Annotated in this window: 19 protein-coding genes; 6 read left to right on the top strand and 13 right to left on the bottom strand. The window is 64.5% G+C overall.

Going from position 1 to position 21,878, the window contains the following annotated elements:
- The first annotated feature begins 260 nt into the window (after nucleotides 1–260).
- Nucleotides 261–1,145, top strand: a complete 885-nt coding sequence (locus tag ACUY1T_RS21230) for a LysR family transcriptional regulator (protein ID WP_446025562.1) — start codon at nucleotides 261–263, stop codon at nucleotides 1,143–1,145.
- 15 nt (nucleotides 1,146–1,160) lie between these two features.
- On the opposite strand, the gene ACUY1T_RS21225 is transcribed toward ACUY1T_RS21230, so the two are convergent.
- From ACUY1T_RS21225 to ACUY1T_RS21165, 13 genes are all read right to left on the bottom strand, one after another.
- Nucleotides 1,161–2,369 (bottom strand): M24 family metallopeptidase, encoded by a 1,209-nt coding sequence (locus ACUY1T_RS21225; RefSeq protein ID WP_446025561.1) that lies wholly within the window; start codon nucleotides 2,367–2,369, stop codon nucleotides 1,161–1,163.
- 21 nt (nucleotides 2,370–2,390) lie between these two features.
- Entirely contained in the window at nucleotides 2,391–2,702 is a 312-nt protein-coding gene (locus ACUY1T_RS21220; protein ID WP_446025560.1) for a hypothetical protein, read from the bottom strand.
- Between the two features lie 228 nt (nucleotides 2,703–2,930).
- Nucleotides 2,931–3,917, bottom strand: coding sequence for a GTP 3',8-cyclase MoaA (gene moaA, locus ACUY1T_RS21215; protein WP_446025559.1), 987 nt, complete (start codon nucleotides 3,915–3,917; stop codon nucleotides 2,931–2,933).
- A complete protein-coding gene (locus tag ACUY1T_RS21210) occupies nucleotides 3,914–4,309 on the bottom strand; it encodes a putative zinc-binding protein (protein ID WP_446025558.1) in 396 nt (131 codons plus the stop codon). The genes moaA and ACUY1T_RS21210 overlap by 4 nt, the downstream gene beginning before the upstream one ends.
- Before the next feature lie 46 nt (nucleotides 4,310–4,355).
- Entirely contained in the window at nucleotides 4,356–5,099 is a 744-nt protein-coding gene (locus tag ACUY1T_RS21205; protein WP_446025557.1) for a Crp/Fnr family transcriptional regulator, read from the bottom strand.
- Nucleotides 5,059–6,300, bottom strand: a complete 1,242-nt coding sequence (locus tag ACUY1T_RS21200; protein ID WP_446025556.1) for a molybdopterin molybdotransferase MoeA — start codon at nucleotides 6,298–6,300, stop codon at nucleotides 5,059–5,061. Before ACUY1T_RS21200 ends, ACUY1T_RS21205 begins: the two co-directional genes overlap by 41 nt.
- Nucleotides 6,297–6,881 carry a molybdenum cofactor biosynthesis protein B gene (gene moaB, locus ACUY1T_RS21195; RefSeq protein WP_446025555.1) on the bottom strand — a complete coding sequence of 195 codons (585 nt, stop codon included), beginning with the start codon at nucleotides 6,879–6,881 and terminating at the stop codon, nucleotides 6,297–6,299. The genes ACUY1T_RS21200 and moaB overlap by 4 nt, the downstream gene beginning before the upstream one ends.
- A gap of 11 nt (nucleotides 6,882–6,892) precedes the next feature.
- Nucleotides 6,893–7,711, bottom strand: coding sequence for a peptidylprolyl isomerase (locus tag ACUY1T_RS21190; protein WP_446025554.1), 819 nt, complete (start codon nucleotides 7,709–7,711; stop codon nucleotides 6,893–6,895).
- Between the two features lie 68 nt (nucleotides 7,712–7,779).
- Nucleotides 7,780–8,457: a respiratory nitrate reductase subunit gamma gene (narI, locus tag ACUY1T_RS21185; RefSeq protein ID WP_446025553.1), complete on the bottom strand. Its 678-nt coding sequence runs from the start codon at nucleotides 8,455–8,457 to the stop codon at nucleotides 7,780–7,782.
- A gap of 12 nt (nucleotides 8,458–8,469) precedes the next feature.
- A complete protein-coding gene (gene narJ, locus ACUY1T_RS21180) occupies nucleotides 8,470–9,258 on the bottom strand; it encodes a nitrate reductase molybdenum cofactor assembly chaperone (protein WP_446025552.1) in 789 nt (262 codons plus the stop codon).
- Nucleotides 9,251–10,813, bottom strand: a complete 1,563-nt coding sequence (gene narH, locus ACUY1T_RS21175; protein WP_446025551.1) for a nitrate reductase subunit beta — start codon at nucleotides 10,811–10,813, stop codon at nucleotides 9,251–9,253. Before narH ends, narJ begins: the two co-directional genes overlap by 8 nt.
- Entirely contained in the window at nucleotides 10,810–14,574 is a 3,765-nt protein-coding gene (locus ACUY1T_RS21170; RefSeq protein ID WP_446025550.1) for a nitrate reductase subunit alpha, read from the bottom strand. Before ACUY1T_RS21170 ends, narH begins: the two co-directional genes overlap by 4 nt.
- A gap of 197 nt (nucleotides 14,575–14,771) precedes the next feature.
- On the bottom strand, nucleotides 14,772–16,076 hold the full coding sequence (locus tag ACUY1T_RS21165) for an MFS transporter (RefSeq protein WP_446025549.1): 1,305 nt from the start codon (nucleotides 16,074–16,076) through the stop codon (nucleotides 14,772–14,774).
- A gap of 200 nt (nucleotides 16,077–16,276) precedes the next feature.
- Between ACUY1T_RS21165 and ACUY1T_RS21160 the strand changes: the two genes are divergently transcribed.
- The 5 genes from ACUY1T_RS21160 to ACUY1T_RS21140 form a co-directional block, all read left to right on the top strand.
- Nucleotides 16,277–18,169 (top strand): histidine kinase, encoded by a 1,893-nt coding sequence (locus tag ACUY1T_RS21160; protein WP_446025548.1) that lies wholly within the window; start codon nucleotides 16,277–16,279, stop codon nucleotides 18,167–18,169.
- 6 nt (nucleotides 18,170–18,175) lie between these two features.
- Nucleotides 18,176–18,844 (top strand): two-component system response regulator NarL, encoded by a 669-nt coding sequence (gene narL, locus ACUY1T_RS21155; protein ID WP_446025547.1) that lies wholly within the window; start codon nucleotides 18,176–18,178, stop codon nucleotides 18,842–18,844.
- Between the two features lie 274 nt (nucleotides 18,845–19,118).
- Nucleotides 19,119–20,750, top strand: coding sequence for an antiporter (locus ACUY1T_RS21150; protein ID WP_446025546.1), 1,632 nt, complete (start codon nucleotides 19,119–19,121; stop codon nucleotides 20,748–20,750).
- Nucleotides 20,751–20,819: 69 nt separating this feature from the next.
- Nucleotides 20,820–21,278: a universal stress protein gene (locus ACUY1T_RS21145; protein ID WP_159548211.1), complete on the top strand. Its 459-nt coding sequence runs from the start codon at nucleotides 20,820–20,822 to the stop codon at nucleotides 21,276–21,278.
- Nucleotides 21,279–21,332: 54 nt separating this feature from the next.
- Nucleotides 21,333–21,878: MFS transporter (locus tag ACUY1T_RS21140; RefSeq protein ID WP_446025545.1), on the top strand; the 546-nt coding region annotated here is incomplete at its 3' end.

Raw genomic sequence — 21,878 nt, 5'->3', positions numbered from 1 at the left:
CTCATTAAGCCGTTGGCTGGCTTTCTCTTTAACTCCCTTCGGAGATAGGCGACGCTGGCATGCACCAGCATGTAGCAGGTAAGAAACAGAAAAGTGCTCAATACCCAGGAATTCATTTTCATACCTCTTGTTTTTTATCGATGGAGACAGCTTCTTGCCAATGCATTGCCTCCCTTGGCAGATTCAAGGTATTTTAACCTGCCAACCGCGGCCAATTTGTAACGCAAATACCTCCATAAATCACAATAATGGCTCACCGCATGAAGAACATACCGACGGATCTGCTACGCACCTTCGTGACCATAAGGGACCTTGGCGGTTTTACTAGTGCCGGTGAATTTCTTGGCCGCTCACAACCTGCCATAAGCCTGCAAATAAAAAAGCTGGAGTCACTTCTGGATACTAAGATTTTCCTGCGAGGAACAAGCTTGGATCTCACAGAAGATGGAGAATATCTCTATCAGGCAGCCAAGCAGATCCTGGAGATCAATGACAGGGTCATAACCAAGCTCACCGGAGAGAACGTATCAGGCCGTGTCAGGCTTGGCATACCGAATGATTTCGAGCTTGCCTTCTTGCCTAAGGCCCTGCGCAATCTGGCTAGAACATACCCGAACATAGCGGTCGAGGTAGACTGTGACATCAGCAAGGTGATATTTCAGCGTTACCAGAAGCGCCTTTATGATGTATGCCTGGTCATGGAGCCGGAGAGGAAGGATGAAAATAGGGATATTCGTGATTACAGGATCGACCAGTTAGCCTGGGTAATGAGCCATGGCAACCTGACCGATTCGGAATTTCTTCCATTGGTCACCTATCCGCAAGGCTGCATCTACCGTGCAATGCTTGAAGGCTCACTGGAGCGGGCCAACAAACCCTATCGCATCGCCTATACCAGCCCCAGCTTGCTGGGAATTATGTCAGCCGTCGAGGAAGGACTTGGGCTGACAGCCATGGCTTTGTCGGTAGTACCGCCTCACCTGTCCAAGATGATCGAAACGGAACGGTTGCCAAGCCTCGGCTCGGTCAGCATCGGACTCTATTACCGCGAGCGGGAACTGAGCGTGGCAACCCGGCACGTGCTTGACTTCCTTCGTGCCGGGCTGGCCAACCTAGCTCCACCTCCCATATTGAGCGGACGGTAATATTCTGCCTGATGGTCACTTGATAATGTTGTGCTCCGGCCCGTACGGGAAGCCGGTGATGTTCTCGGCACCGTGCTCGTTCACCACCAGTATGTCGTGCTCACGGTAGCCGCCCGCCCCCGGGCGCCCTTCCGGCACCATGATCATCGGCTCCATGGAGACCACCATGTTGGGCTCGAGCACCGTCTCGATGTCTTCTCGCAACTCGAGGCCCGCCTCACGACCGTAGTAGTGGCTCAAGGTGCCGAAGGAGTGGCCGTAGCCGAAGGTGCGGTACTGCAGCAGGTCATGCTTGGCGAAGATCTCGTTGAGCTCAAGGGCGATATCGCAGCAGCGCACACCGGGCTTGATCAGCTCCTGGCCGCGCCGATGAACCTCGCAGTTCACCTCCCACAGGCGCAGGTGCTCGTCCGAGGCATGCTCGCAGAACAGGGTGCGCTCCAGCGCCGTGTAGTAGCCCGAGATCATCGGGAAGGTGTTCAGGCTGAGTATGTCCCCAGGCTGCACGCGGCGGCTGGTCGCCGGGTTGTGGGCACCATCGGTGTTGATGCCTGACTGGAACCAGACCCAGGTGTCCATCAGCTCGCTGTTCGGGTAGGTCTTGGCGATCTCGCGCACCATGGCGGCTTGTCCGGCCAGCGCCACCTCGTATTCCGGCACGCCGGCCTTGATGGCGTCACGCACGGCCACGCCGCCCACGTCGGCGATGCGCGCCCCCTGGCGGATCAGCGCGATCTCCTCGGCCGACTTGATCATGCGCATCTGCATGGTCGGCACGCCGATATCGGTGAGTTCCACCTCGCCCAGCGCGGTGAGCAGTTTCTGCTGGTTCTGCAGCGTGAGGTGGTCGAACTCGACACCGACGCGCCGCTTGCCTTCACAGAGCTGCTTGATCGCCTTGAAGAAGTTGTCCTTCTGCCAGTCGGTATAGACGATGTTGTCGCCCAGGCGATTGCGCCGATAGGGTTGGCCCCCGTCGATATTGGCGGTTACGGTGGTGAAGCGATCCTGGGTGACGACCAGCCCGTAATCACGCCCAAACTTGCAGTAAACGAAGTCACTGAAGTAGTTGATATTGTGGTACGAGGTCAGAACGATGGCATCGACGCCGTTTGCCGCCATATAATCCCGAAGTCGTTTCAGGCGCCCCAGCATTTCGGCATCGGAATACGTCGGCGTGACCTTGTCGCCGTTGGGTATTTCGATCAGTGATGGAAGCTTCATCTTGTTGTCTCCTTCGTCTTTTCACGCGACACATGTCGCAGGTTGGGAGCCGACCTTTACTGTCACGCCCGGCTCATTGCCGACATCAATCTCGCTGAACTGCATGATGGAAAGTCGGTATCTGGTTTCCAGTATCTTCACCAGACACATGATGTGATTGAACTCGTTATCTTCGGCCAGGAAGTCGATGCCGAACATGTTGATGCCAAGACAGGCCACTTCGTAGGTTTTATCCACGCGCAGGAAGGCGGTGACATTGCGCCTCAATTCACCAGCATCCCGTAACACCATCGAGTCGGAAGCCACTCTCAGCACCAGTCGCCAATGCTTCATTTCCACGTTCTCCAGCCGTCTGGAAAGACTATGGCCAGCACTGAGCGGCAACACCAATGACTAGTGCAAATAGGGGCATTGGCGACAGCAATGCCAACACCGGGGTGGGCGCGGTAAGCCAGATCGCAGGCGTGAGCGGAAGCAAGAAGTGGGATGGTAAATAAGCAGTCGCGGCAGCCTGGTGGCTGCCGCGTCATCGGCGAGCGACGGGCTGGAGCGGGGTTGGGGTCAGCCCCCGGTCATGTTCATGAAGCGCACCACCTGCACGTCGCCGTCGGTGGTGAAGTGGTGACGCTCGGGTTTCTTCTGCATGGCGGCGACGATGGCGGCCTTGAGCCGTTCGAGGTCGCCGGGGTGGCGGCGCATCACGGCGCGCAGGTCGACGGAGTGCTCGTTGCCCAGGCACAGCAGCAGGCGGCCCTCGGCGGTGACGCGCACGCGGTTGCAGGCGGCGCAGAAGTTGTGGCTATGGGGCGAGATGAAACCGATGCGCGAGTCGCTGTCGGCCATGCGGTAGTAGCGCGACGGCCCCAAGGTATTCTCGGTAGTGGGCAGCAGCGTATGGCGCGCCTCGATGGCGGCGCGCACCTCGTCGCTCGAGCAGAAGGTCTCGGCGCGATCGTGGCTCATGTTCTGGCCCAGCGGCATCTCCTCGATGAAGCTGATGTCCACCCGCTCCTGGCGAGCGAAGTCGACCAGATCGAGGATCTCGTCGTCGTTGCGCCCCTTGAGGATCACTGCGTTGAGCTTGATGCGCTCGAAGCCGGCCTCCCGGGCGGCGCGGATGCCGTCGATGACCCTGGCCAGGTCGCCGGTGCGGGTCAGGGCGCGAAAGCGCTCGGGGTCGAGCGAGTCGAGGCTGACGTTGAGTCGCTTGAGGCCGCCTTGCCGCAGGGCGCGGGCGTGCTTGACCAGCCCGGCGCCATTGGTGGTCATGCCGAAGTCGCGCAGGCCCGGCAGTGCGCCGAGTTCGGCCACCAACTCCTCGATACCGCGGCGCACCAGCGGCTCACCGCCGGTCAGGCGAATCTTCTCCACGCCGAGTTCGACGAAGGCCCGCGACAGCGCGGCCATCTCTTCGAGAGTGAGCAGCCTGGCGCGGGGCAGGAAGGTCATCTCCTCGGCCATGCAGTAGACGCAGCGGAAGTCGCAGCGGTCGGTAACCGACAGGCGAACGTAGCGAACGGTGCGGCCGAAGCCGTCGATCAGGTTCATGCGTTTTCCTCGGCATCCATCGGCAGCCGGGCGATCAGTTCGCCTACCTGTTCGGCCACTTCATGAACGATCTCCTCGTCGTAGCTATGGCCGCGACGCTTGCGAAAGCCCTGCTCGTAGAGCTTGACGTGTTCGGTGGCGCTAACCCCGGCCCGGGCCAGGCAGTGGGTCACGCAGTGCATCTGGCAGCCGTCGATGGCGATGATGGGCCGCCCGGAGCGCGCGGTGCGTACCAGGCCGGGCACGCCGCCGCCCACGCCGGAGATACACGACATCTCGGCCACGCCGGTATGGTCGAGCCGCACGGCGACGTCATTGGCCAGCTGCGCCACGTCGGAGCAGCCGGAGCAGGAGTAGACCAGGGTGCGAGGTTTATTCGCAGTTCGGGACATGGAGCCTCCCATTCATGGCAGCGACGCCACCCTGGCAGCCGGCGAACTAGTCGTCGGCCAGCATGGCGTCGCGCAGCTTCTGTTCGTCGAGCACCGTCAGGCGCTGGCGGTCGATGCCGATCACGCCGCCGTCGCGCAGCTTGGCCAGCAGCCGCGACAGGGTTTCCGGCGTCATGGCCAGTTGGGCGGCGAGCCAGCGCTTGGGAATCGACAGGCGCACCACCCGCGGACTCTTGCTGCGCCCCGCCGGCAGCTGGCGCAGGATGTAGCTGACCAGCCGCGACATGGCGTCGGCCTGGGTCAGCAGCGCCAGGTCCTCGAGGCGTTCGGTGAGTTCCAGCGCCAGGCGGCTCATGAATTCGGCACGGCAGGCGGGCTGGCGATCCATGATCTCGCGGCAACGCTTGGCGGGAATCGCCAGCACGTGGGTGCGCCGCAGCGCCTCGGCGGAATAGAGGTAGACCCCGGCACTGGAGACCATGCTCAACTCGCCCAGGGTGCCGCCGCGCTCCACGCAGCGAATGGTGGCCAGGCGGCCGTCGCCGGCGCTGCGTGCCAGGCGAACCGCACCGTTGATGACGATGTAGAGCCAGTGGGCCGGGGCGTCCTGGCGAAACAGCCACTCGCGGGTCTTGAGCGTCTTGAGTTCGGTATCCTCGAGCAGCTCGGTGACCTCGTCGTCGTTCAGCTCGCCCAGCCAGGGCACGCTCTGCACCAGCTCGCGCAGTTGCTTGGGCTTGAACAGCAGGTCAGTCGACGAACTGTCCGGCGGGTAAATAGGCGTATTCATGACCTTCCTCCACATCGGTATCGGCGGCCATCATCAGATAACCGTGCGCCTGGCTGGCGGCATGCAGCATGTGGGAGCCCTGCCCGCCGGCCAACATGGCTACCGGACGCTCGCCCTGCCAGTCGAGTGTGACACGCAGCAGCTCGCGCCGCCCCGGACTACCCCGCCGCGAGAAACCGGCGCGAACGCAATATTGCTGTAGTGGCGCGACGGTGCGGCCCTGGCAACCCTGAACGAAGGGCCTGCCCAGCAGGTGCCAGCCCACCAGCGAGGCGACGGGGTTGCCCGGCAGCCCTATCAGCGGCACGCCTTCGGGCGAGCCGTCGTCCAGGTAGCCAAAGGCGAACGGCTTGCCCGGCTTGATCGCCACGCCATGGAACCAGAGCCCGCCCAGCTCATCGAGCACGGGCCGCACATGGTCTTCCTCGCCCACCGAGACGCCGCCGGTGCACACCACCAGGTCGGCGCCATCGCGGGCAGCGGTAAAGGCCTCGCGCAGAGCCCCGGGGTCATCGGCGATGATACCGAGATCCAACACGTCGCAGTCGGCCTGCTCGAGCAGCGCCTGCAGCATCACCCGGTTACTGTTGTATACCAGTCCGGCAGCGAACGCTTCACCCGGCTCGATGAGTTCGTCGCCGGTGGAGATCAGCGCCACCTTGAGGCGCGGCAGCACCGGCACCTCGGCAATGCCCTGGCTCGCCAGCATCGCCAGTGCCGCGGCGTTCAGTGTCCAGCCCATCGGCAACAGCGCGTCGCCCTCGCGGTATTCTTCACCACGACGACGAATGTTGGCGCCCAGCCTGGCTTCGCCGATGACGTGCACCCGGCCAGCCTCGTCCAGTCGAACCCGCTCCTGGGGCACCACGCAGTCGGCCCCTTCGGGAATCGGTGCGCCGGTGAAGATACGCGCGCAGCCGCCCTCGGGCAGCATCTCGACGTCGGCCCCCGCCGGCACCCTGAGCACCACCGGCAGGCCGGCGTCCGAGAGTTCCGCCATGCGCAGGGCGTAACCGTCCATCGCGCTGTTGTCGATACCTGGCATGTCGAGCCGCGCCGTCAGGTCACGGGCCAGCACCCGCCCGGCGGCCTGCTCCAGTGCCACGAGTTCCTCCCCTCGTACCGGCTCGGCCGCGGCGATCATGCGCGCCCTCGCCACGTCCAGGTCGAGCAGCCCCTTGGCAAGGGTGGCACAGCTCATGCATGCGCTCCTTGACCATGATCAGGCACTTTCGGCGACTCGCGGCTGCCACATTCCTGCTGCTCGGGCATGACCATGGCAACGAAGTTGCACGGCCGGGTGCGCGCGTCGAGCTGGCTGGCAAGAATGCCGTCCCAGGCCGTGATGCAGGCCTTGGGCGAGCCGGGCATGGCGAAGATCAGGGTGCGGTTGGCCACGCCGCCCACCGCCCGCGATTGCACGGTGGAGGTGCCGATGCTGTCGAAGGAGAGCTGGCGGAACAGCTCGCCGTAGCCATCGATCGCCCGATCGAATAGCGGCATCAACGCTTCAGGCGTGGTGTCGCGCACGGTGAAGCCGGTACCGCCGTTGACCAGGATCACCTGCACGTCGTCGCGCACCACCCATTTGGAGACCACCGCGCGGATGCGATAGATGTCGTCGGGCACGATGCGCCGATCGACCAGCACATGGCCGGCCTCGGAGAGGCGTTCGCTGAGCAGGTCGCCGCTGCCGTCCTGGTCGAAACCGCGGGTATCGGAGACGGTCAGGATGGCGATGCCGAGCGGCACGAAACGGGCGTTGGCGTGAACATGGGCCATGAAAATCTCTCCTATTGCATCAGGCTGCCGGCGGCATCGTCATCCAACTCAATGCCTTCGACGCCGATCTCCGCTTCCAGCGCCAGCAGGTAGTGGCGCAAAGCGCGTCGGGTGGCCTGCTCGCGCAGGGTGTAGCGCACTCGCTCCACGACCTGTTCGAACGGCAGGCGCTGCCCGCCGCTGCGCTGATCGATGCTCACTACGTGCCAGCCGTAGCGCGAGGCCAGCGGCCGGTCGTGCAGTCCTTCGGGCAGGTGCTGCAGGGCGCGGTCGAGCTCGGCCACGGTCTGCCCTGGTGCCAGCCAGCCCAGCTCGCCGCCTTCGCTCTTCGAGGGGCAGGCGGAGTGGCGCATGGCAAACTCGGTGAAGCGTTCGGGGATACCCTGGAGTTCCTCGATCAGCGTCTCGCCCAGGCGGTACTGGGCATCGCGCGCCTCGGCGTCGTCCGGTGCCGCCGCCAGCAGGATATGGCGCACGGCAATGCGGGTCGGCTCGCTGAAGCGCTCGGGGTCGGCGTCGAAGAAGCGGCGGCAAGCCTCTTCCTCCGGCTCCGGTACTTCCAGTTCCTGCTCCAGCAGGGCGGCGATGGCGGTATCGTTGTCGCCTTCGTCATCGGTATCGGCCACCAGACCGAGTTCGACGGCGCGCTGGCGCAGCAGCTCGCGAACCACCAGGGCGCGGGCGGCCGAGAGCTGCGCCTCGCCGGCGGTCGCCGCCGGGTGGTACTGCATCTCGCGGGCGATGCTGTCCTCGTCGATGGCCTTGGCCCCGACCTTGATGGGCGGCGGAGCGTAGCGGCCCGGCAGCTGTGCGATCTCGATCATTTGCATGTCATTCACCTCGATAAATCCTGCTGAGACTGCGCTCGCCATCTGAGCGAGCGCAGCCAGCTTTTACCTCAAGCCCGGCGACGGACGATCTGGTAGCGCCTGGTGACATAGCCCATCGGCGCGCTCCACACGTGCACCAGGCGGGTGAAGGGGAACACCAGCACGATGGTCAGGCCGACCAGGATGTGCAGCTTGTAGATCCAGTTCACACCTTCCAGATGCGCGGCGGCGCCGCCCTGGAAGTAGACGATGGACTGTGCCCAGCCGGAGAACTGCAGCATCGCGCTACCGTCCAGGTGGCCCAGGGTGGGCAGGATGGTGAGCAGCCCCAGCGTCACTTGCAGCACCAGCAGGCCGATGATCACGGTATCCATGGTGCTGGAAGAAGCACGCACCCGCGGGTTGGTCAGGCGGCGGTAGAACAGCATGGCGCCGCCCACCAGGCACATGACACCGGCGATGCCGCCGACCACCACGGCCAGCACCTGCTTGGTGCCCGCGCTGATGAAGGGGCCGTAGAGCCAGTGCGGCGTCAGCAGGCCGACCAGGTGGCCGAAGAAGATCACGAGGATGCCGACGTGGAACAGGTTGCTGGCCATGCGCATGTTCTTCGACGACAGCATCTGGCTCGAGCCGGTCTTCCAGGTGTACTGGCCGTGGTCGTAGCGCATCAGGCTGCCGATCAGGAAGACGCTGCCGGCCAGGTAGGGGTAGAGCCCGAACAGTAGGGAATCGATGTAGTTCATGACAGGTCTCCGTTAATGTTTCTTGGCGGCATCGACGGGGTCGAGGATGCGAATCGCCTCGCCCTGGGTCTGCCGCTTGCGCTCGGCCAGGCGTCGCCCTTCGGCGGACTGCAGCGCGCAATCCTCATCGGACTTGGCGGAGAAGCGCACCGCCTCCTCCTCCCATACCGCATCCAGCGCCTCGGGGGTGTCGTCGCGCTTCTCGCTGGCCACCGCCTGACGGCTTGCCTCGATGTCGTCCTCTGCGTCGATCAGCGCCAGCAGCGCGCGGGTGACCAGGGCCTGGTCGGCGCCGCGCTCCTCCAGCCGCGCGGTGAGCAGCGCCAGGATGTGGCGGATCTCGCCCAGCCAGCGGCCGATTTCCTCGTCGCTGCGGGTAGAGAGGTACTCCAGGAACAGCGGTAGGTAGTCGGGCAGCTCGCGGGCATCCAGCTCGAAGCCGGCGGCCTTGTACTCCTCGATCAGGTCGACCATGGCCTGGCCGCGGTCGCGGGATTCGCCGTGCACGTGTTCGAACAGCAGCAGCGAGTGGGCACGGCCCTTGTCGAACAGCGCCACGTACTCGGACTGCAGCTCGAGCAGGTCGCCGTCCGCAATGCGCTGGCACCAGCTCATCAGGTCGGCCCTGAGCGCCGCCGGCAGGCGGCGCTCGGCGTCGAGCGCCTCGACCAGCTCATCCACCGCGCCCTGCAGCGCCTCGGTGGGGTAGTCCAGCAGGCGGGCCAGCACGCGCAGGCTGCGCATGCCAAGCTCGGGCTGGATCATCGCCTCTTGGGGCATCTGGAGTGCTGCATCAGCCATGGTGAGTCTCCTTGGCGCCGGTTTTCGGGTCGAAGACGTCGACAGGCTTGACCAGCGCGCTGGTCTGCTTGCGCCCGTTGAACAGGCTCGGCTTGCTCTCGCCGTGGCAGCCGTCGCCGAAGCTGAAGCCGCAGCCGCCGCGCTCGGGGAACGCTTCGGTGGCCATCTCGCGGTGGCTGGTGGGGATCACGAAGCGATCCTCGTAGTTGGCAATGGCCAGATAGCGGTACATCTCCTCCACCTGGGCCTCGCTGAGGCCAACGGCATCGAGCACCTCGGTATCATGCTTGCCTTCGACGTGGCGGTTGCGCATGAAGACGCGCATCGCCATCAGCCGCTTGAGCGCCAGCACCACGGGCTCTTCCTCACCGGCGGTAAGCATGTTGGCCAGGTAGCGCACCGGGATGCGCAGCGACTCGATCTTGGGCAGCACGCCGTCGTACTCGACCTTGCCGGCCTCGGCGGCCGACTGGATCGGCGACAGCGGCGGCACGTACCAGACCATCGGCAGGGTGCGGTACTCGGGGTGCAGCGGCAGCGCCAAGCCCCAATCCATGGCCATCTTGTAGACCGGGCTCTCCTGGGCGGCCTTGATCACGTTGTCGGGAATGCCGTCACGCTTGGCCTGGGCGATCACTTCCGGGTCGTGCGGGTCGAGGAAGATCTCGCACTGGCGGTGGTAGAGGTCGCGCACGTCCGGCGAGCTCGCCACTTCCTCGATGCGGTCGGCGTCATACAGCAGCACGCCGAGGTAGCGGATGCGGCCCACGCAGGTCTCGGAGCACACGGTCGGCATGCCCGCCTCGATACGCGGGTAGCAGAAGATGCACTTCTCGGACTTGCCGGTCTTCCAGTTGTAGTAGATCTTCTTGTACGGGCAGCCGGAGATGCACATCCGCCAGCCGCGGCACTTGTCCTGGTCGATCAGGACGATGCCGTCCTCCTCGCGCTTGTAGATCGCGCCGCTGGGGCACGAAGCCACGCACGCCGGGTTCAAGCAGTGCTCGCACAGGCGCGGCAGGTACATCATGAAGGTGTTCTCGAACTGGCCGTAGATGTCGGCCTGCACCTGCTCGAAGTTCTTGTCCTTGCGGCGCTTGGCGAACTCGGTGCCGAGGATCTCCTCCCAGTTCGGGCCCCATTCGATCTTCTTCATGCGCTCGCCGGAGACCAGCGAGCGGGGACGCGCCACCGGCTGGTGGTCGCCCTGCTTGGCGGTGTGCAGGTGCTGGTAGTCGAAGTCGAACGGCTCGTAGTAGTCGTCGATCACCGGCAGGTCGGGGTTGGCGAAGATGTTCGCCAGCACCCGCCACTTGCCGCCGATGCGCGGCTCGATCTTGCCATCCTTGCGGCGCATCCAGCCGCCCTTCCACTTGTCCTGGTTCTCCCACTCCTTCGGGTAGCCGATACCGGGCTTGGTCTCGACGTTGTTGAACCAGGCATATTCCATGCCTTCACGGCTGGTCCAGACGTTCTTGCAGGTGACCGAGCAGGTATGACAGCCGATGCACTTGTCGAGGTTGAGGACCATGCCTACCTGGGAACGAATCTTCATTTCACGGTCTCCTGAACGCTGTCGTTGCCTTCGCCATCCAGCCAGTCGACGTTCTTCATCTTGCGGATGAGGACGAATTCATCGCGGTTGGAGCCAACGGTGCCGTAGTAGTTGAAGCTGTAAGAGAGCTGCGCGTAGCCGCCGATCATGTGGGTCGGCTTCGGGCACACCCGGGTCACGGAGTTGTGCATGCCGCCGCGGGTCTTGGTGACCTCGGAGCCCGGCACGTTCACCTGGCGCTCCTGGGCGTGGTACATCATCACCATGCCGGCCTTGACCCGCTGGCTGACGATGGCCCGCGCGGTGATCGCGCCGTTGGCGTTGAACAGCTCGATCCAGTCGTTGTCCTCGATGCCGATCTCCTGGGCGTCGGTCTCCGACATCCATACCACCGGACCGCCGCGGTTGAGCGTCAGCATCAGCAGGTTGTCGCTGTAGGTGGAGTGGATGCCCCACTTCTGGTGCGGGGTGATCCAGTTCAGCGCCTTGGTCGGGTTGCCGTTGTCCTCCGGCATGGTGAAGCCGGTGATCGTCTTGGTGTTGATCGGCGGACGGTAGACCAGCAGGCTCTCGCCGAAGGCGCGCATCCAGGGGTGATCCTGGTAGAACTGCTGGCGGCCGCTCACGGTGCGCCACGGAATCAGCTCGTGGACGTTGGTGTAGCCGGCGTTGTAGGAGACGTGTTCATCCTCCAGGCCGGACCAGGTCGGGCTCGAGATGATCTTGCGCGGCTGGGCGACGATGTCGCGGAAGCGGATCTTCTCCTCTTCCTTGTTGACCGCCAGGTGGGTGTGGTCGCGCCCGGTGATCTTGGACAGCGCGCCCCACGCCTTGACCGCCACCTGGCCGTTGGTTTCCGGCGCCAGGGTCAGGATCATCTCGGCGGCGTCGATGGCCGTCTCGATCTTCGGCCGGCCCTTGGCGGGGCCTTCGCTCTTGCGGTAGTTCAGCTTGCCGAGTAGCTCGACCTCGGAATCGGTGTTCCAGGCGATGCCCTTGCCGCCGTTGCCGATGGTCTCGAGCAGCGGGCCCACGGAGGTGAAGCGCTCATAGGTTTCCGGGTAGTTGCGCTTGACCTCGATCAGCGCCGGCATGGTCTTGCCGGGGATCGGCTCGCATTCGCCCTTCTTCCAGTCCTTCACTTCGGGCTGGGCCAGCTCCGCCGGGGAGTCGTGCTGGTGCGGCAGGGTGACCAGGTCGGTCTCCTCGCCCAGGTGGCCCACACACACCTCGGAGAATGCCTTGGCGATGCCCTTGTAGATGTCCCAGTCGCTGCGCGACTCCCACGCCGGGTCGGTGGCCGCGGTCAGCGGGTGGATGAACGGGTGCATGTCCGAGGTGTTGAGGTCGTTCTTCTCGTACCAGGTGGCCGTCGGCAGTACCACGTCGGAGTAGAGGCAGGTGGAGGACATGCGGAAGTCCAGCGTGACCACCAGGTCAAGCTTGCCTTCCGGCGCCTCGTCGTGCCACTTCACTTCTTCCGGCTTCTGGCCGCCGAATTCGCCCAGGTCCTTGCCCTGGATGCCGTGGCGGGTACCCAGCAGGTACTTGAGCATGTACTCGTGGCCCTTGCCCGAGCTGCCCAGCAGGTTGGAGCGCCACACGAACAGGTTGCGCGGGAAGTTCTGCGGGCTATCCGGATCCTCGGCGGCGAACGCCAGCTCGCCGCTCTTGAGCTGCTGCACGGCGTAGTCCTTGGTCGACAGGCCGGCGGCCTCGGCAGCCTTGGCCAGGCGCAGCGGGTTGGTACCGAGCTGTGGCGCGGAGGGCAGCCAGCCCATGCGCTCGGAGCGCACGTTGAAGTCGATCAGGCTGCCGCTGTAGTCGGCCGGGTTGGCCAGCGGCGAGAGGATTTCCTTGATCTCGAGCTTCTCGTAGCGCCACTGCGAGGAGTGGTTGTAGAAGAACGAGGTGGAGTTCATGTGGCGCGGCGGGCGCTGCCAGTCGAGGCCGAAGGCCAGCGGGGTCCAGCCGGTCTGCGGACGCAGCTTCTCCTGGCCGACGTAGTGGGCCCAGCCGCCGCCGCTCTGGCCGATACAGCCGCACATGACCAGCATGTTGATCAGGCCGCGGTAGTTCATGTCCATGTGGTACCAGTGGTTCATCGCGGCACCCACGATGACCATGGAGCGACCCCGGGTCTTGTCGGCGTTGTCGGCGAACTCACGGGCGATACGGGCGACCTGCTCGGCGGGCACGCCGGTGATCTTCTCCTGCCAGGCCGGGGTGTAGGGGCGGACCTGGTCGTAGGAGGTGGCGCCGTCGTCTTCACCCTCTTTACCAAACCCGCGGTCGATACCGTAGTTGGCGCACATCAGGTCGAACACGGTGACGGCCAGGACCTCGCTGCCGTCGGCCTTGGTCAGGCGCTTGACGGGCAGGCTGTGGAACAGCAGCTCGTTGCCGGCCACGTGGTCGAAGTGCTCGTGGGCGATGCCGCCGAAGTAGGGGAACGCCACCTTGGCCACGTCGTCGTGGTGCTCGGCCAGCGTCAGCAGCGGCTTGATCTCCGAGCCGCCGGCATCACGCTCCTCGAGGTTCCACTTGCCCTGGTTCTCTTCCTTTTCACCCCAGCGGAAACCGATGGAGCCATTCGGCACCACGAGGCGGTCGGACAGCTCGTCCCACGCCACGGTCTTCCATTCGGGGTTGTTGTCCTGGCCCAGGTTGCCTTCGAAGTCGCTGGTGCGAAGCTGCTTGCCGGGCACGAAGCTGCCGTCTTCGCGGGCTTCGAGTTCGACCAGGAAGGGCATGTCGGAGTACTTGCGCACGTACTCGGTAAAGTAGGCGCTGGGCTTGTCGAGGTGGAATTCCTTGAGGATCACGTGGCCCATGGCCATGCCCAGCGCGGCGTCGGTGCCCTGCTTGACCGACAGCCACTCGTCGGTGAGCTTGGAGACCTCGGCGTAGTCCGGGGTGATGGAGACGGTCTTGGTGCCCTTGTAGCGCACTTCGGTGAAGAAGTGGGCGTCCGGGGTCCGGGTCTGGGGCACGTTGGAACCCCAGGCGATGATGTAGCCGGAGTTGTACCAGTCGGCCGATTCCGGCACGTCGGTCTGCTCGCCCCAGGTCTGCGGGCTGGCCGGCGGCAGGTCGCAGTACCAGTCGTAGAAGCTCATGCACACGCCGCCGATCAGCGACAGGTAGCGGCTGCCCGCGGCGTAGCTGACCATGGACATGGCGGGAATCGGCGAGAAGCCGATGATGCGGTCCGGGCCGTACTGCTTGGCGGTGTAGACGTTGGAGGCGGCGACCAGCTCGTTGAGCTCGTCCCAGTTGGCCCGCACGAAGCCGCCCATGCCGCGGGCGCGCTTGTACAGCTTGGTCTTGGCCGGATCGGAGACGATGGAGGCCCAGGCATCGACCGGGTCGCCGTGCTGCTGCTTGGCCTCGCGCCACAGCTTGAGCAGCGGCTTGCGGATCAGCGGGTACTTGAGGCGGTTGGCGCTGTACATGTACCAGGAGTAGCTAGCGCCGCGCGGGCAGCCACGCGGCTCGTGGTTGGGCAGGTCCGGGCGGGTGCGCGGATAGTCGGTCTGCTGGGTCTCCCAGGTGACCAGGCCGTTCTTGACGTAGATCTTCCAGCTGCAGGAGCCGGTGCAGTTGACGCCGTGGGTGGAGCGCACGATCTTGTCGTGCTGCCAGCGCTGACGGTAGCCGTCTTCCCAGCCACGGGACTCCTCGCGGGTCTCGCCATGGTCGTTGGCGAAGGGCTCGCGCGCCTTGCGGAAGAAATTCAGCCGATCTAAGAAGTGACTCATGGTCGATCTCCAGGCTTCTTGAAGTGATGCGTGGCACCCGGGCCACCCCGCCTGCCGTGTCGTGCGCCGTGTTCCACACGACCGCCGGGGCAGGTTCTTGAAGCGAAGTCTGGAGGATCGAAACGCGGATTACTGCCAGGTTACCTCCATATACACCCTCTCTACCTACAAGGTGATAGAAGGCCCGATGAAAGGGGTTAGCCCTCGTGGGAAGGGGAAGGAGAGCGGGAGCGAGACCGAGTGCGGGCACCATCCCACAGCATCAGCAACATGCACACCGCGAGCGCGGCGTAAAGGAACATGAACCCCGCGGTACGAATGCCTATCCATTCGTTGCCGAACACGAACATCAGCGGCAATACCGTGGCGAACAGCCCCCCCAGGGCCAGCGCCAGCCCGCCCGAGCGAGCCATGTCGTCGCCGTGATCGCGATACAGCAAGCACATCAGGCTGCCCTTGCCGATACCCATGGCCAGCCCCATGAGGGCCAGCAGCGTGGTGAAGCCACCGAGTGGCATGGAGAAGCGCAGCGCGATGTCGCCGTGCACGCCGTGGATCTGCATGGTGAAGTCGGGATAGGAGAGCAGGAACAGGCACACCATCACGCAGGCGCTGACCCACCAGCGCAGGTCGCGGAAATCGCGCCGGTCGGCCAGCGCCCCGCCGACGATCTGGCCGATCCCAGCCGGCAGGGTAAAGGCCAGCGCCCACAGCGCGGCCACTTTGAGCGAAAGGGCGTACTGGGCCGCCAGGTAGCCCGGCAACCACAGCGCCAGCGCCACGAAGGCGCCGTAGAAGAAGCTGTAGTAGAGTGCCAGCCGGCACACCGCGGGTGGCGGCAGCCAGCGTCGTGGTACCTCGCCCCCACCGGGCTCGGCGAGTTCATCCAGCGCTTCGAGACGCACCACGCTCGGCGCATCCTCGGCGAAGACCCACAGCAGCAGCGCCACCAGCAGTACCGGCAAGAGAAACAGCTTGGGCGCCATGGGCCAGCCGTAGGCCTGGCTTACCAGGGGCAGCAGGAAGTAGGTGAGCCCGGCGCCCAGCATGCCGGCGCCGTAGAGCCCCAATGCCAGGCCGGCGTGGCGCCGCGGGCACAGCAGGGCCACGTAGACCAGGCCGGCGGCCAGCGAACCGGCGCCCAGCCCCAGGCCGGCGCCGGCTAGCAGGAATTCCAGGTAGGCATCCGAATGGGCGATGGCCCACAGGAAGGGGCAGACCAACAGCAGGCAGCCGATCATCACCCGCCGGCCGCCGACCCGACGCGCCAGTAGCGCCATGGGGAGCGCCGCCAGCGCACCGGTGAACATGGGCATGGCCAGCAGTACGGCAAACTGAACCTCGCCGAAGTGCAGCACGCGCTTCAGCTCGACGCCCAACACGGCGAAGATGGTCCAACTGGCGAACACCAGGGCGAAGGCCAGCGGCGACAGCAGCACGACCACCAGCGAACGATAGTCGACCTGCGGATCAAGCGCGGGGGCTTTTACGACAGGCTGCATGAACGGTATGTCTCATGGTGTGGTCGAAGAGATTCTCGTTCCCGCCACCTGGCAGCGTCAAAAGGGCATAGGGGGTACCACTTTGGTGGCAGCAGGCCGGCTCTACCGCCAGGATGCCCCATCGCCCGCTGGGGTATAGTGTCGGCGAGGAGTTATAGTGTCGACATGCCCTGCGCCTTTGCTGGAGACGCCCACCGCCGATGAAACTGCTGCAACGCTCCCTCGTGGCCCGTATCGTCGCCTCGCTGCTGGCGATCAGCGCCCTGGCCCTGATCAGCATCGTGGTGACCATGGCGGTTGCCGGTGGCAGCCGGGGCGATGCCGCGGCCATCAACGTTGCCGGCTCGTTGCGCATGAACACCTACCAGATCGTGGCCGCCCTGCAGCGCTACGAGCGTATTCCCTCCATGGAACACCAGGCCGAGGTGCACCTCCTCAAGCGACGCTTCGAGGAGCGCCTGGCCAGCGACGAGCTGACCGGCGCCATTCCCGTTTCCGAAGCCCACGACCTCCGGCGTCAATACCGCCTGATCCTGGGGCGCTGGCACAACGAACTGGCGCCCAAGATCAACGAGGCCGTCGATACCCGCTCGGTGAACATCGAGGCGCTCAACCGCACCCTGGATGGCCTGGTGGGTGACATCGACGCCATGGTCAAGCAGCTCGAGCAGAACAGCGAGGCCAAGATCCGCCTGCTCAGTGCCTTGCAGATCCTGTTTCTGGGCCTGACGGCGGTGGTGGTCGCCATCGCACTCTACGACATCCGCCACAACCTGGTGGCGCCGCTGCGCCAGTTGATGGTGCTGGCCCGCGAAGTCGCCCAGCGCAACTTCTCCCTGCGCACCCAGCTCAAGGGCAGCGACGAACTCGCCATGCTCGGCCATACCTTCGACACCATGTCCGAGGAACTCGGCGCCAGCTACGCCGAGCTGGAAGAGCGAGTCTCGCGCAAGAAGGCCGAGCTGGAGCGCAGCAACCAGGTCATGCAGATACTCCACGACGGCAGCCGCTCGCTCTACGGCGGCGGCAACGACCTGTGCACCAGCGCCGCCCCCATGCTGCGCCGAGTGGCCGAGCTATTGGAGATCGGCCCCATTCGGCTGTCGCTCAACGACCCTCATGCCGATCGCCAGGTGCCGGTCCTCGCCACTCACGCTGCGCGACGTCCGGACTTCTGCCGCGACCACGACTGCCACGCCTGCCTGATCGCCCCGCAGCCCATACGCCTGAGCGACACCGAAGATGGCGACTGCGTGCTGTTGCCGGTGAGCGTGGGCGACGAGATGCTCGGCACCCTGGAAGTCTGGTACCCCAAGGAGGAGCGCCTCTCCGACAGCGTGCGCCGGCTGCTCAACGCCCTGGCCGACCAACTGGCCACGGCGGTGTACCTTCAGCGGCGCATCGAGGAGGAGCAGCAGGTCTCGCTGATGAGCGAGCGCACCATCATCGCCCGCGAGCTGCACGACTCCCTGGCCCAGTCGCTCTCCTACCTCAAGATGCAAGTGGCGCGTCTGGAGCGCATGCAGGCCAAGGACGCCCCCAGGGAGATGCAGGCGGCGGTATTCGACGAGCTGCGCACCGGGCTCAACAGCGCCTATCGCCAACTGCGCGAGCTGCTCACCACCTTCCGCCTCAAGCTGGAAGGCCCCGGCCTGCAGACCGCCCTGCTGCAGACCACAGGGGAGTTCTCCGAGCGCATGGGAGCCCCGGTAGAGCTGAACTACGACGTGCCGCCCCACCTGCTCAACCCCAACGAGGAGATCCACGTACTGCAGATCGCCCGCGAGGCGCTGAGCAATACGCATAAACACGCCCAGGCACACTGGGCCGCGGTCACGGTGAAGTTCCACGAAGCGCGTATCCTGCTGTGCATCGAGGACGATGGCGTGGGGCTGGAGAACGACGACTCGCCGCCCATGCACTATGGCCTGGTGATCATGCGCGACCGGGCGCACACCCTGGGCGGCGAGCTGAAACTCTCCAACCGCACCGAGGGCGGCACTTGTGTGGAAGTTGTCTTCACGCCCCAGACGGCGCGCCTGATCACCCGCCAGCCGACCACCGAATCCACCCTTCACGACCAAGGAAACTGAGACACCATGGGCCAGTCAGTCAACGAGACCCCCGCCAGTATCCTGATCATCGACGACCATCCGCTGCTGCGCCGCGGCGTGGCCCAGCTGCTCGAGCTGGAGGACGATCTCGAGCTCATCGGCGATACCGGTGAACCGGAGCAGGGCGTGCGCCTGGCCGCGGAGCTCGACCCGGACATGATCCTGCTCGACCTCAACATGCCGGGCATGGATGGCATCCAGACGCTGAAGGCGCTGCGCGAATCGGGCTATGCCGGGCGCATCGTGATGTTCACCGTCTCCGACCACGAGGAGGATCTGGTGGCTGCCCTGCGCGGCGGCGCCGACGGTTACCTGCTCAAGGACATGGAACCCGAGGAGATGGTGCGCCAGCTGCGCCAGGCGGCGCTGGGCCGCATGGTGGTCAGCGAGAACCTCACCGCGCTGCTGGCCGAGGCGCTGCGCAACCAGCGCACGGCCCCCGCCACCCCCGACATCCACAGCCTGACCCAGCGCGAGCGTGAGATCCTGCGCGAACTGGCCGCGGGGCTCTCCAACAAGCTGATCGCGCGCAAGCTCGACATCTCCGAAGGCACGGTGAAGGTCCACGTCAAGCACCTGCTGAAGAAGCTCAACCTGCGTTCGCGGGTCGAGGCGGCGGTGTGGGCCGTGCAGGAAGGCATTGATGGCAGATAGGTAGCGGAGGTTCTGTGTGGATACCTCCAAAGACTTCAGGGCGCCGGCAAGGCGCCTTTTTCATGCCCCTCCTTTGTAACCCAGCATAGAAAAACAATGAGTTAGCTTAATACCCCTGCTACCCCTCAAGAGGTATTTCACTGTTTTTCCGGCATTTTTGGCCAGTTTCCCTGGTTACCGACCCGACGTATCTTTGCCTCAACCGAACCTGAATTGATCCCGGTCAGGACGGATGTCGCAAGGCGGGATCAGTCGAACCACAAGGGGAAACGTCATGGCTAAAACGAGTGCCGATATCGGCAAGCTCGGCGCCGGCAGACCAAAGAATGCCGACATCGAGCATTGGGACGTCGAAGACGACCAATTCTGGCAACAAACGGGCAAGCGCATCGCCTCGCGCAATCTGTGGATCTCCATCCCCAGCCTGCTGATGGGCTTCGCGGTGTGGATGATGTGGGGAATGATCACCACCCAGATGCAGAACCTGGGCTTTCCCTTCGCCGTCGACCAGCTCTTCATGCTGACCGCCATCGCCGGCCTTGCCGGTGCCACCCTGCGCATTCCCGCCTCGTTCATGATCCGCATCGCCGGCGGGCGCAATACCGTGTTCCTGACCACGGCCCTGCTGATGATTCCCGCCTTCGGCACCGGGTTCGCGCTGATGAACCCCGCCACGCCGTTCTGGGTGTTTCAGGTCCTGGCGCTGCTCTCGGGCATCGGTGGCGGTAACTTCGCCGCCTCGATGAGCAACATCTCGACCTTCTTCCCCAAGAAGCAGCAGGGCTACGCGCTGGGCATGAACGCCGGCCTGGGCAACTTCGGCGTCACCACCATGCAGATCCTGATTCCGCTGGTGATGACCGTCGGTATCTTCGGTGTCATCGCCGGCGCCCCGATGGAACTGCAGAGCGCCAGCGGCACGCTGATCGGCCGCATCGAAGCGGGCACGCCGACCTGGATCCAGAACGCCGGATTCGTCTGGCTGGTATTCCTGGTGCCGCTGGCCTTCCTCGGCTGGTTCGGCATGAACAACCTGCGGCCCATCACACCCAACCCGGGCACGCCGATGCAGGCCTTCGGCAAGATCCTGGGGCTCTACGGCGTGGGTGCCGTGGCCACCGTAGTAGGCGTCTTCACCCTGCAGTGGCTGGGCATGTGGGTCGCCCTGCCGGTCACCATCCTGCTGACCCTGGCCCTGATGCGCCTGATCCCCGGCGACATCAAGCCCAACATCCAGAAGCAGTTTGCCATCTTCTCGAACAAGCACACCTGGTCGATGACGGTGCTCTACATCCTGACCTTCGGCTCGTTCATCGGCTTCTCCGCGGCGCTGCCGCTCTCGATCAACGTGATCTTCGGCAACATGATGGAAGTGGCCGCCGACGGCAGCGTCACCCGCGTGGCCAACCCCGCCGGCCCCAGTGCCCTGACCTGGGCTTGGATCGGGCCTTTCGTCGGCGCGCTGATCCGACCCATCGGCGGCTGGATCTCCGACAAGGTGGGCGGCTCCATCGTCACCCAGGTGATCTCGGTGGTCATGGTAGTCGCCTCGGCAGTGACCGGCTACGTGATGATGCTGGCCTATAACTCCACCGATCCCAACAGCTACTTCGCAATCTTCATGCTGCTGTTCGTGATCCTGTTCGCCGCCAGCGGCATCGGTAACGGCTCCACTTTCCGCAGCATCGGCGTGATCTTCGATGCCCAGCAGAAGGGCCCGGTACTGGGCTGGACCTCAGCCGTGGCCGCCTACGGCGCCTTCATCGCCCCGGTCGTGATGGGCGGCCAGATCCGCGCCGGCACCCCCGAACTCGCCATGTACGGCTTCGCGATCTTCTACGCGCTGTGCCTGGTGATCAACTGGTGGTTCTACCTGCGCCCCGGCGCCTATGTCAAAAACCCCTGATGCGGTCATCGGTGCTCTGGCATGAAGCCAGAGCACACCCCACTACCTGGCCTTCTTCGGAGGGATGTCATGAAAGTCATGATCGCTTATGACGGCTCGCGAAACGCCAAGCTGGCCTTGGCCCAGACCGTCAGCCTGTTTCGCTGCAACGCTCCCACGCTGATTCTGGTCGGCGTGGCGGAGAACCCTGGCGACGCCACCGATGCCAACGAGGAACTGTTCCAGCAGGAGTACGAGGAGCTGAAGGCGGCACTGAAGGAAGGGGCCGATTTCGCGCACCAGGAGGGCTTCGAGGTCGACTGGGTGCTGGCCGAGGGTGACGCCCGCAAGATGCTGCTGCACGCCACCCAAAAGCACCAGCCGGACGTATTGGTCATCGCGCGCCACAGCAGCAAGCCTGACGGCGGCATCATCGCCCAGTCGCTGAGCTACTTCGTCGATGAACTCGACTACATGACCTTCGGCAAGGTCAGCTCATTCCTGGCCCGACGCGTCGAGTGTCCGCTTTTGATCCTGCCGAGCCCGTGACGGCGATCCCGTCATGCGTGGCCATAAAAGTTCTCACTTCAGGATGATACGACCATGAAAGTGTCTGCCGTCTTCAAGTTCCGCAGTCCGGAGATCAGGGCCCTGCACCTGACCTGGATCGCGTTCTTCATCACCTTCTACGTATGGTTCAACATGGCGCCCTTGGCATCGAGCATGCTCAAGAGCGTCGACTGGCTGACCCGCGACGACATCCGCCTGTTCGCCATCGTCAACGTGGCACTGACCATCCCGGCACGCATCATCGTTGGCATGGCGCTGGACCGCTTCGGCCCGCGCCGGGTGTTCTCGGTGCTGATGGTCTCCATGGCCGTACCGGCGCTGGTGTTCGCCTTCGGCAATACCATGTCGCAGCTGCTCATCTCGCGCCTGGTGCTCAGCTCCATCGGCGCCAGCTTCGTGGTCGGTATCCACATGACCGCGCTGTGGTTCAAGCCCAAGGACATCGGCTTCGCCGAAGGCTTCTACGCCGGCTGGGGCAACTTCGGCTCCGCCGCCGCCGCCATGACGCTGCCCACCATCGCCCTGACCATGTTCGGCGGCGCCGACGGCTGGCGCTACGCCATCGGCATGAGCGCCATC

This window comes from Billgrantia sp. Q4P2 (assembly GCF_052806135.1).
This window is presented reverse-complemented; position numbering and strand designations above follow the sequence as displayed.

What these genes read in the sequence shown, in the direction of transcription:
- ACUY1T_RS21205 (WP_446025557.1), bottom strand. Translation starts at nt 5,099, where the DNA reads ATGAATACGCCTATTTACCCGCCGGACAGTTCGTCGACTGACCTGCTG.
- narH (WP_446025551.1), bottom strand. Translation starts at nt 10,813, where the DNA reads ATGAAGATTCGTTCCCAGGTAGGCATGGTCCTCAACCTCGACAAGTGC.
- ACUY1T_RS21230 (WP_446025562.1), top strand. Translation starts at nt 261, where the DNA reads ATGAAGAACATACCGACGGATCTGCTACGCACCTTCGTGACCATAAGG.
- ACUY1T_RS21225 (WP_446025561.1), bottom strand. Translation starts at nt 2,369, where the DNA reads ATGAAGCTTCCATCACTGATCGAAATACCCAACGGCGACAAGGTCACG.
- ACUY1T_RS21220 (WP_446025560.1), bottom strand. Translation starts at nt 2,702, where the DNA reads ATGAAGCATTGGCGACTGGTGCTGAGAGTGGCTTCCGACTCGATGGTG.
- moaB (WP_446025555.1), bottom strand. Translation starts at nt 6,881, where the DNA reads ATGGCCCATGTTCACGCCAACGCCCGTTTCGTGCCGCTCGGCATCGCC.
- ACUY1T_RS21145 (WP_159548211.1), top strand. Translation starts at nt 20,820, where the DNA reads ATGAAAGTCATGATCGCTTATGACGGCTCGCGAAACGCCAAGCTGGCC.
- ACUY1T_RS21160 (WP_446025548.1), top strand. Translation starts at nt 16,277, where the DNA reads ATGAAACTGCTGCAACGCTCCCTCGTGGCCCGTATCGTCGCCTCGCTG.
- ACUY1T_RS21170 (WP_446025550.1), bottom strand. Translation starts at nt 14,574, where the DNA reads ATGAGTCACTTCTTAGATCGGCTGAATTTCTTCCGCAAGGCGCGCGAG.
- narI (WP_446025553.1), bottom strand. Translation starts at nt 8,457, where the DNA reads ATGAACTACATCGATTCCCTACTGTTCGGGCTCTACCCCTACCTGGCC.
- ACUY1T_RS21165 (WP_446025549.1), bottom strand. Translation starts at nt 16,076, where the DNA reads ATGCAGCCTGTCGTAAAAGCCCCCGCGCTTGATCCGCAGGTCGACTAT.
- ACUY1T_RS21210 (WP_446025558.1), bottom strand. Translation starts at nt 4,309, where the DNA reads ATGTCCCGAACTGCGAATAAACCTCGCACCCTGGTCTACTCCTGCTCC.
- narL (WP_446025547.1), top strand. Translation starts at nt 18,176, where the DNA reads ATGGGCCAGTCAGTCAACGAGACCCCCGCCAGTATCCTGATCATCGAC.
- ACUY1T_RS21190 (WP_446025554.1), bottom strand. Translation starts at nt 7,711, where the DNA reads ATGCAAATGATCGAGATCGCACAGCTGCCGGGCCGCTACGCTCCGCCG.
- ACUY1T_RS21150 (WP_446025546.1), top strand. Translation starts at nt 19,119, where the DNA reads ATGGCTAAAACGAGTGCCGATATCGGCAAGCTCGGCGCCGGCAGACCA.
- ACUY1T_RS21200 (WP_446025556.1), bottom strand. Translation starts at nt 6,300, where the DNA reads ATGAGCTGTGCCACCCTTGCCAAGGGGCTGCTCGACCTGGACGTGGCG.
- narJ (WP_446025552.1), bottom strand. Translation starts at nt 9,258, where the DNA reads ATGGCTGATGCAGCACTCCAGATGCCCCAAGAGGCGATGATCCAGCCC.
- moaA (WP_446025559.1), bottom strand. Translation starts at nt 3,917, where the DNA reads ATGAACCTGATCGACGGCTTCGGCCGCACCGTTCGCTACGTTCGCCTG.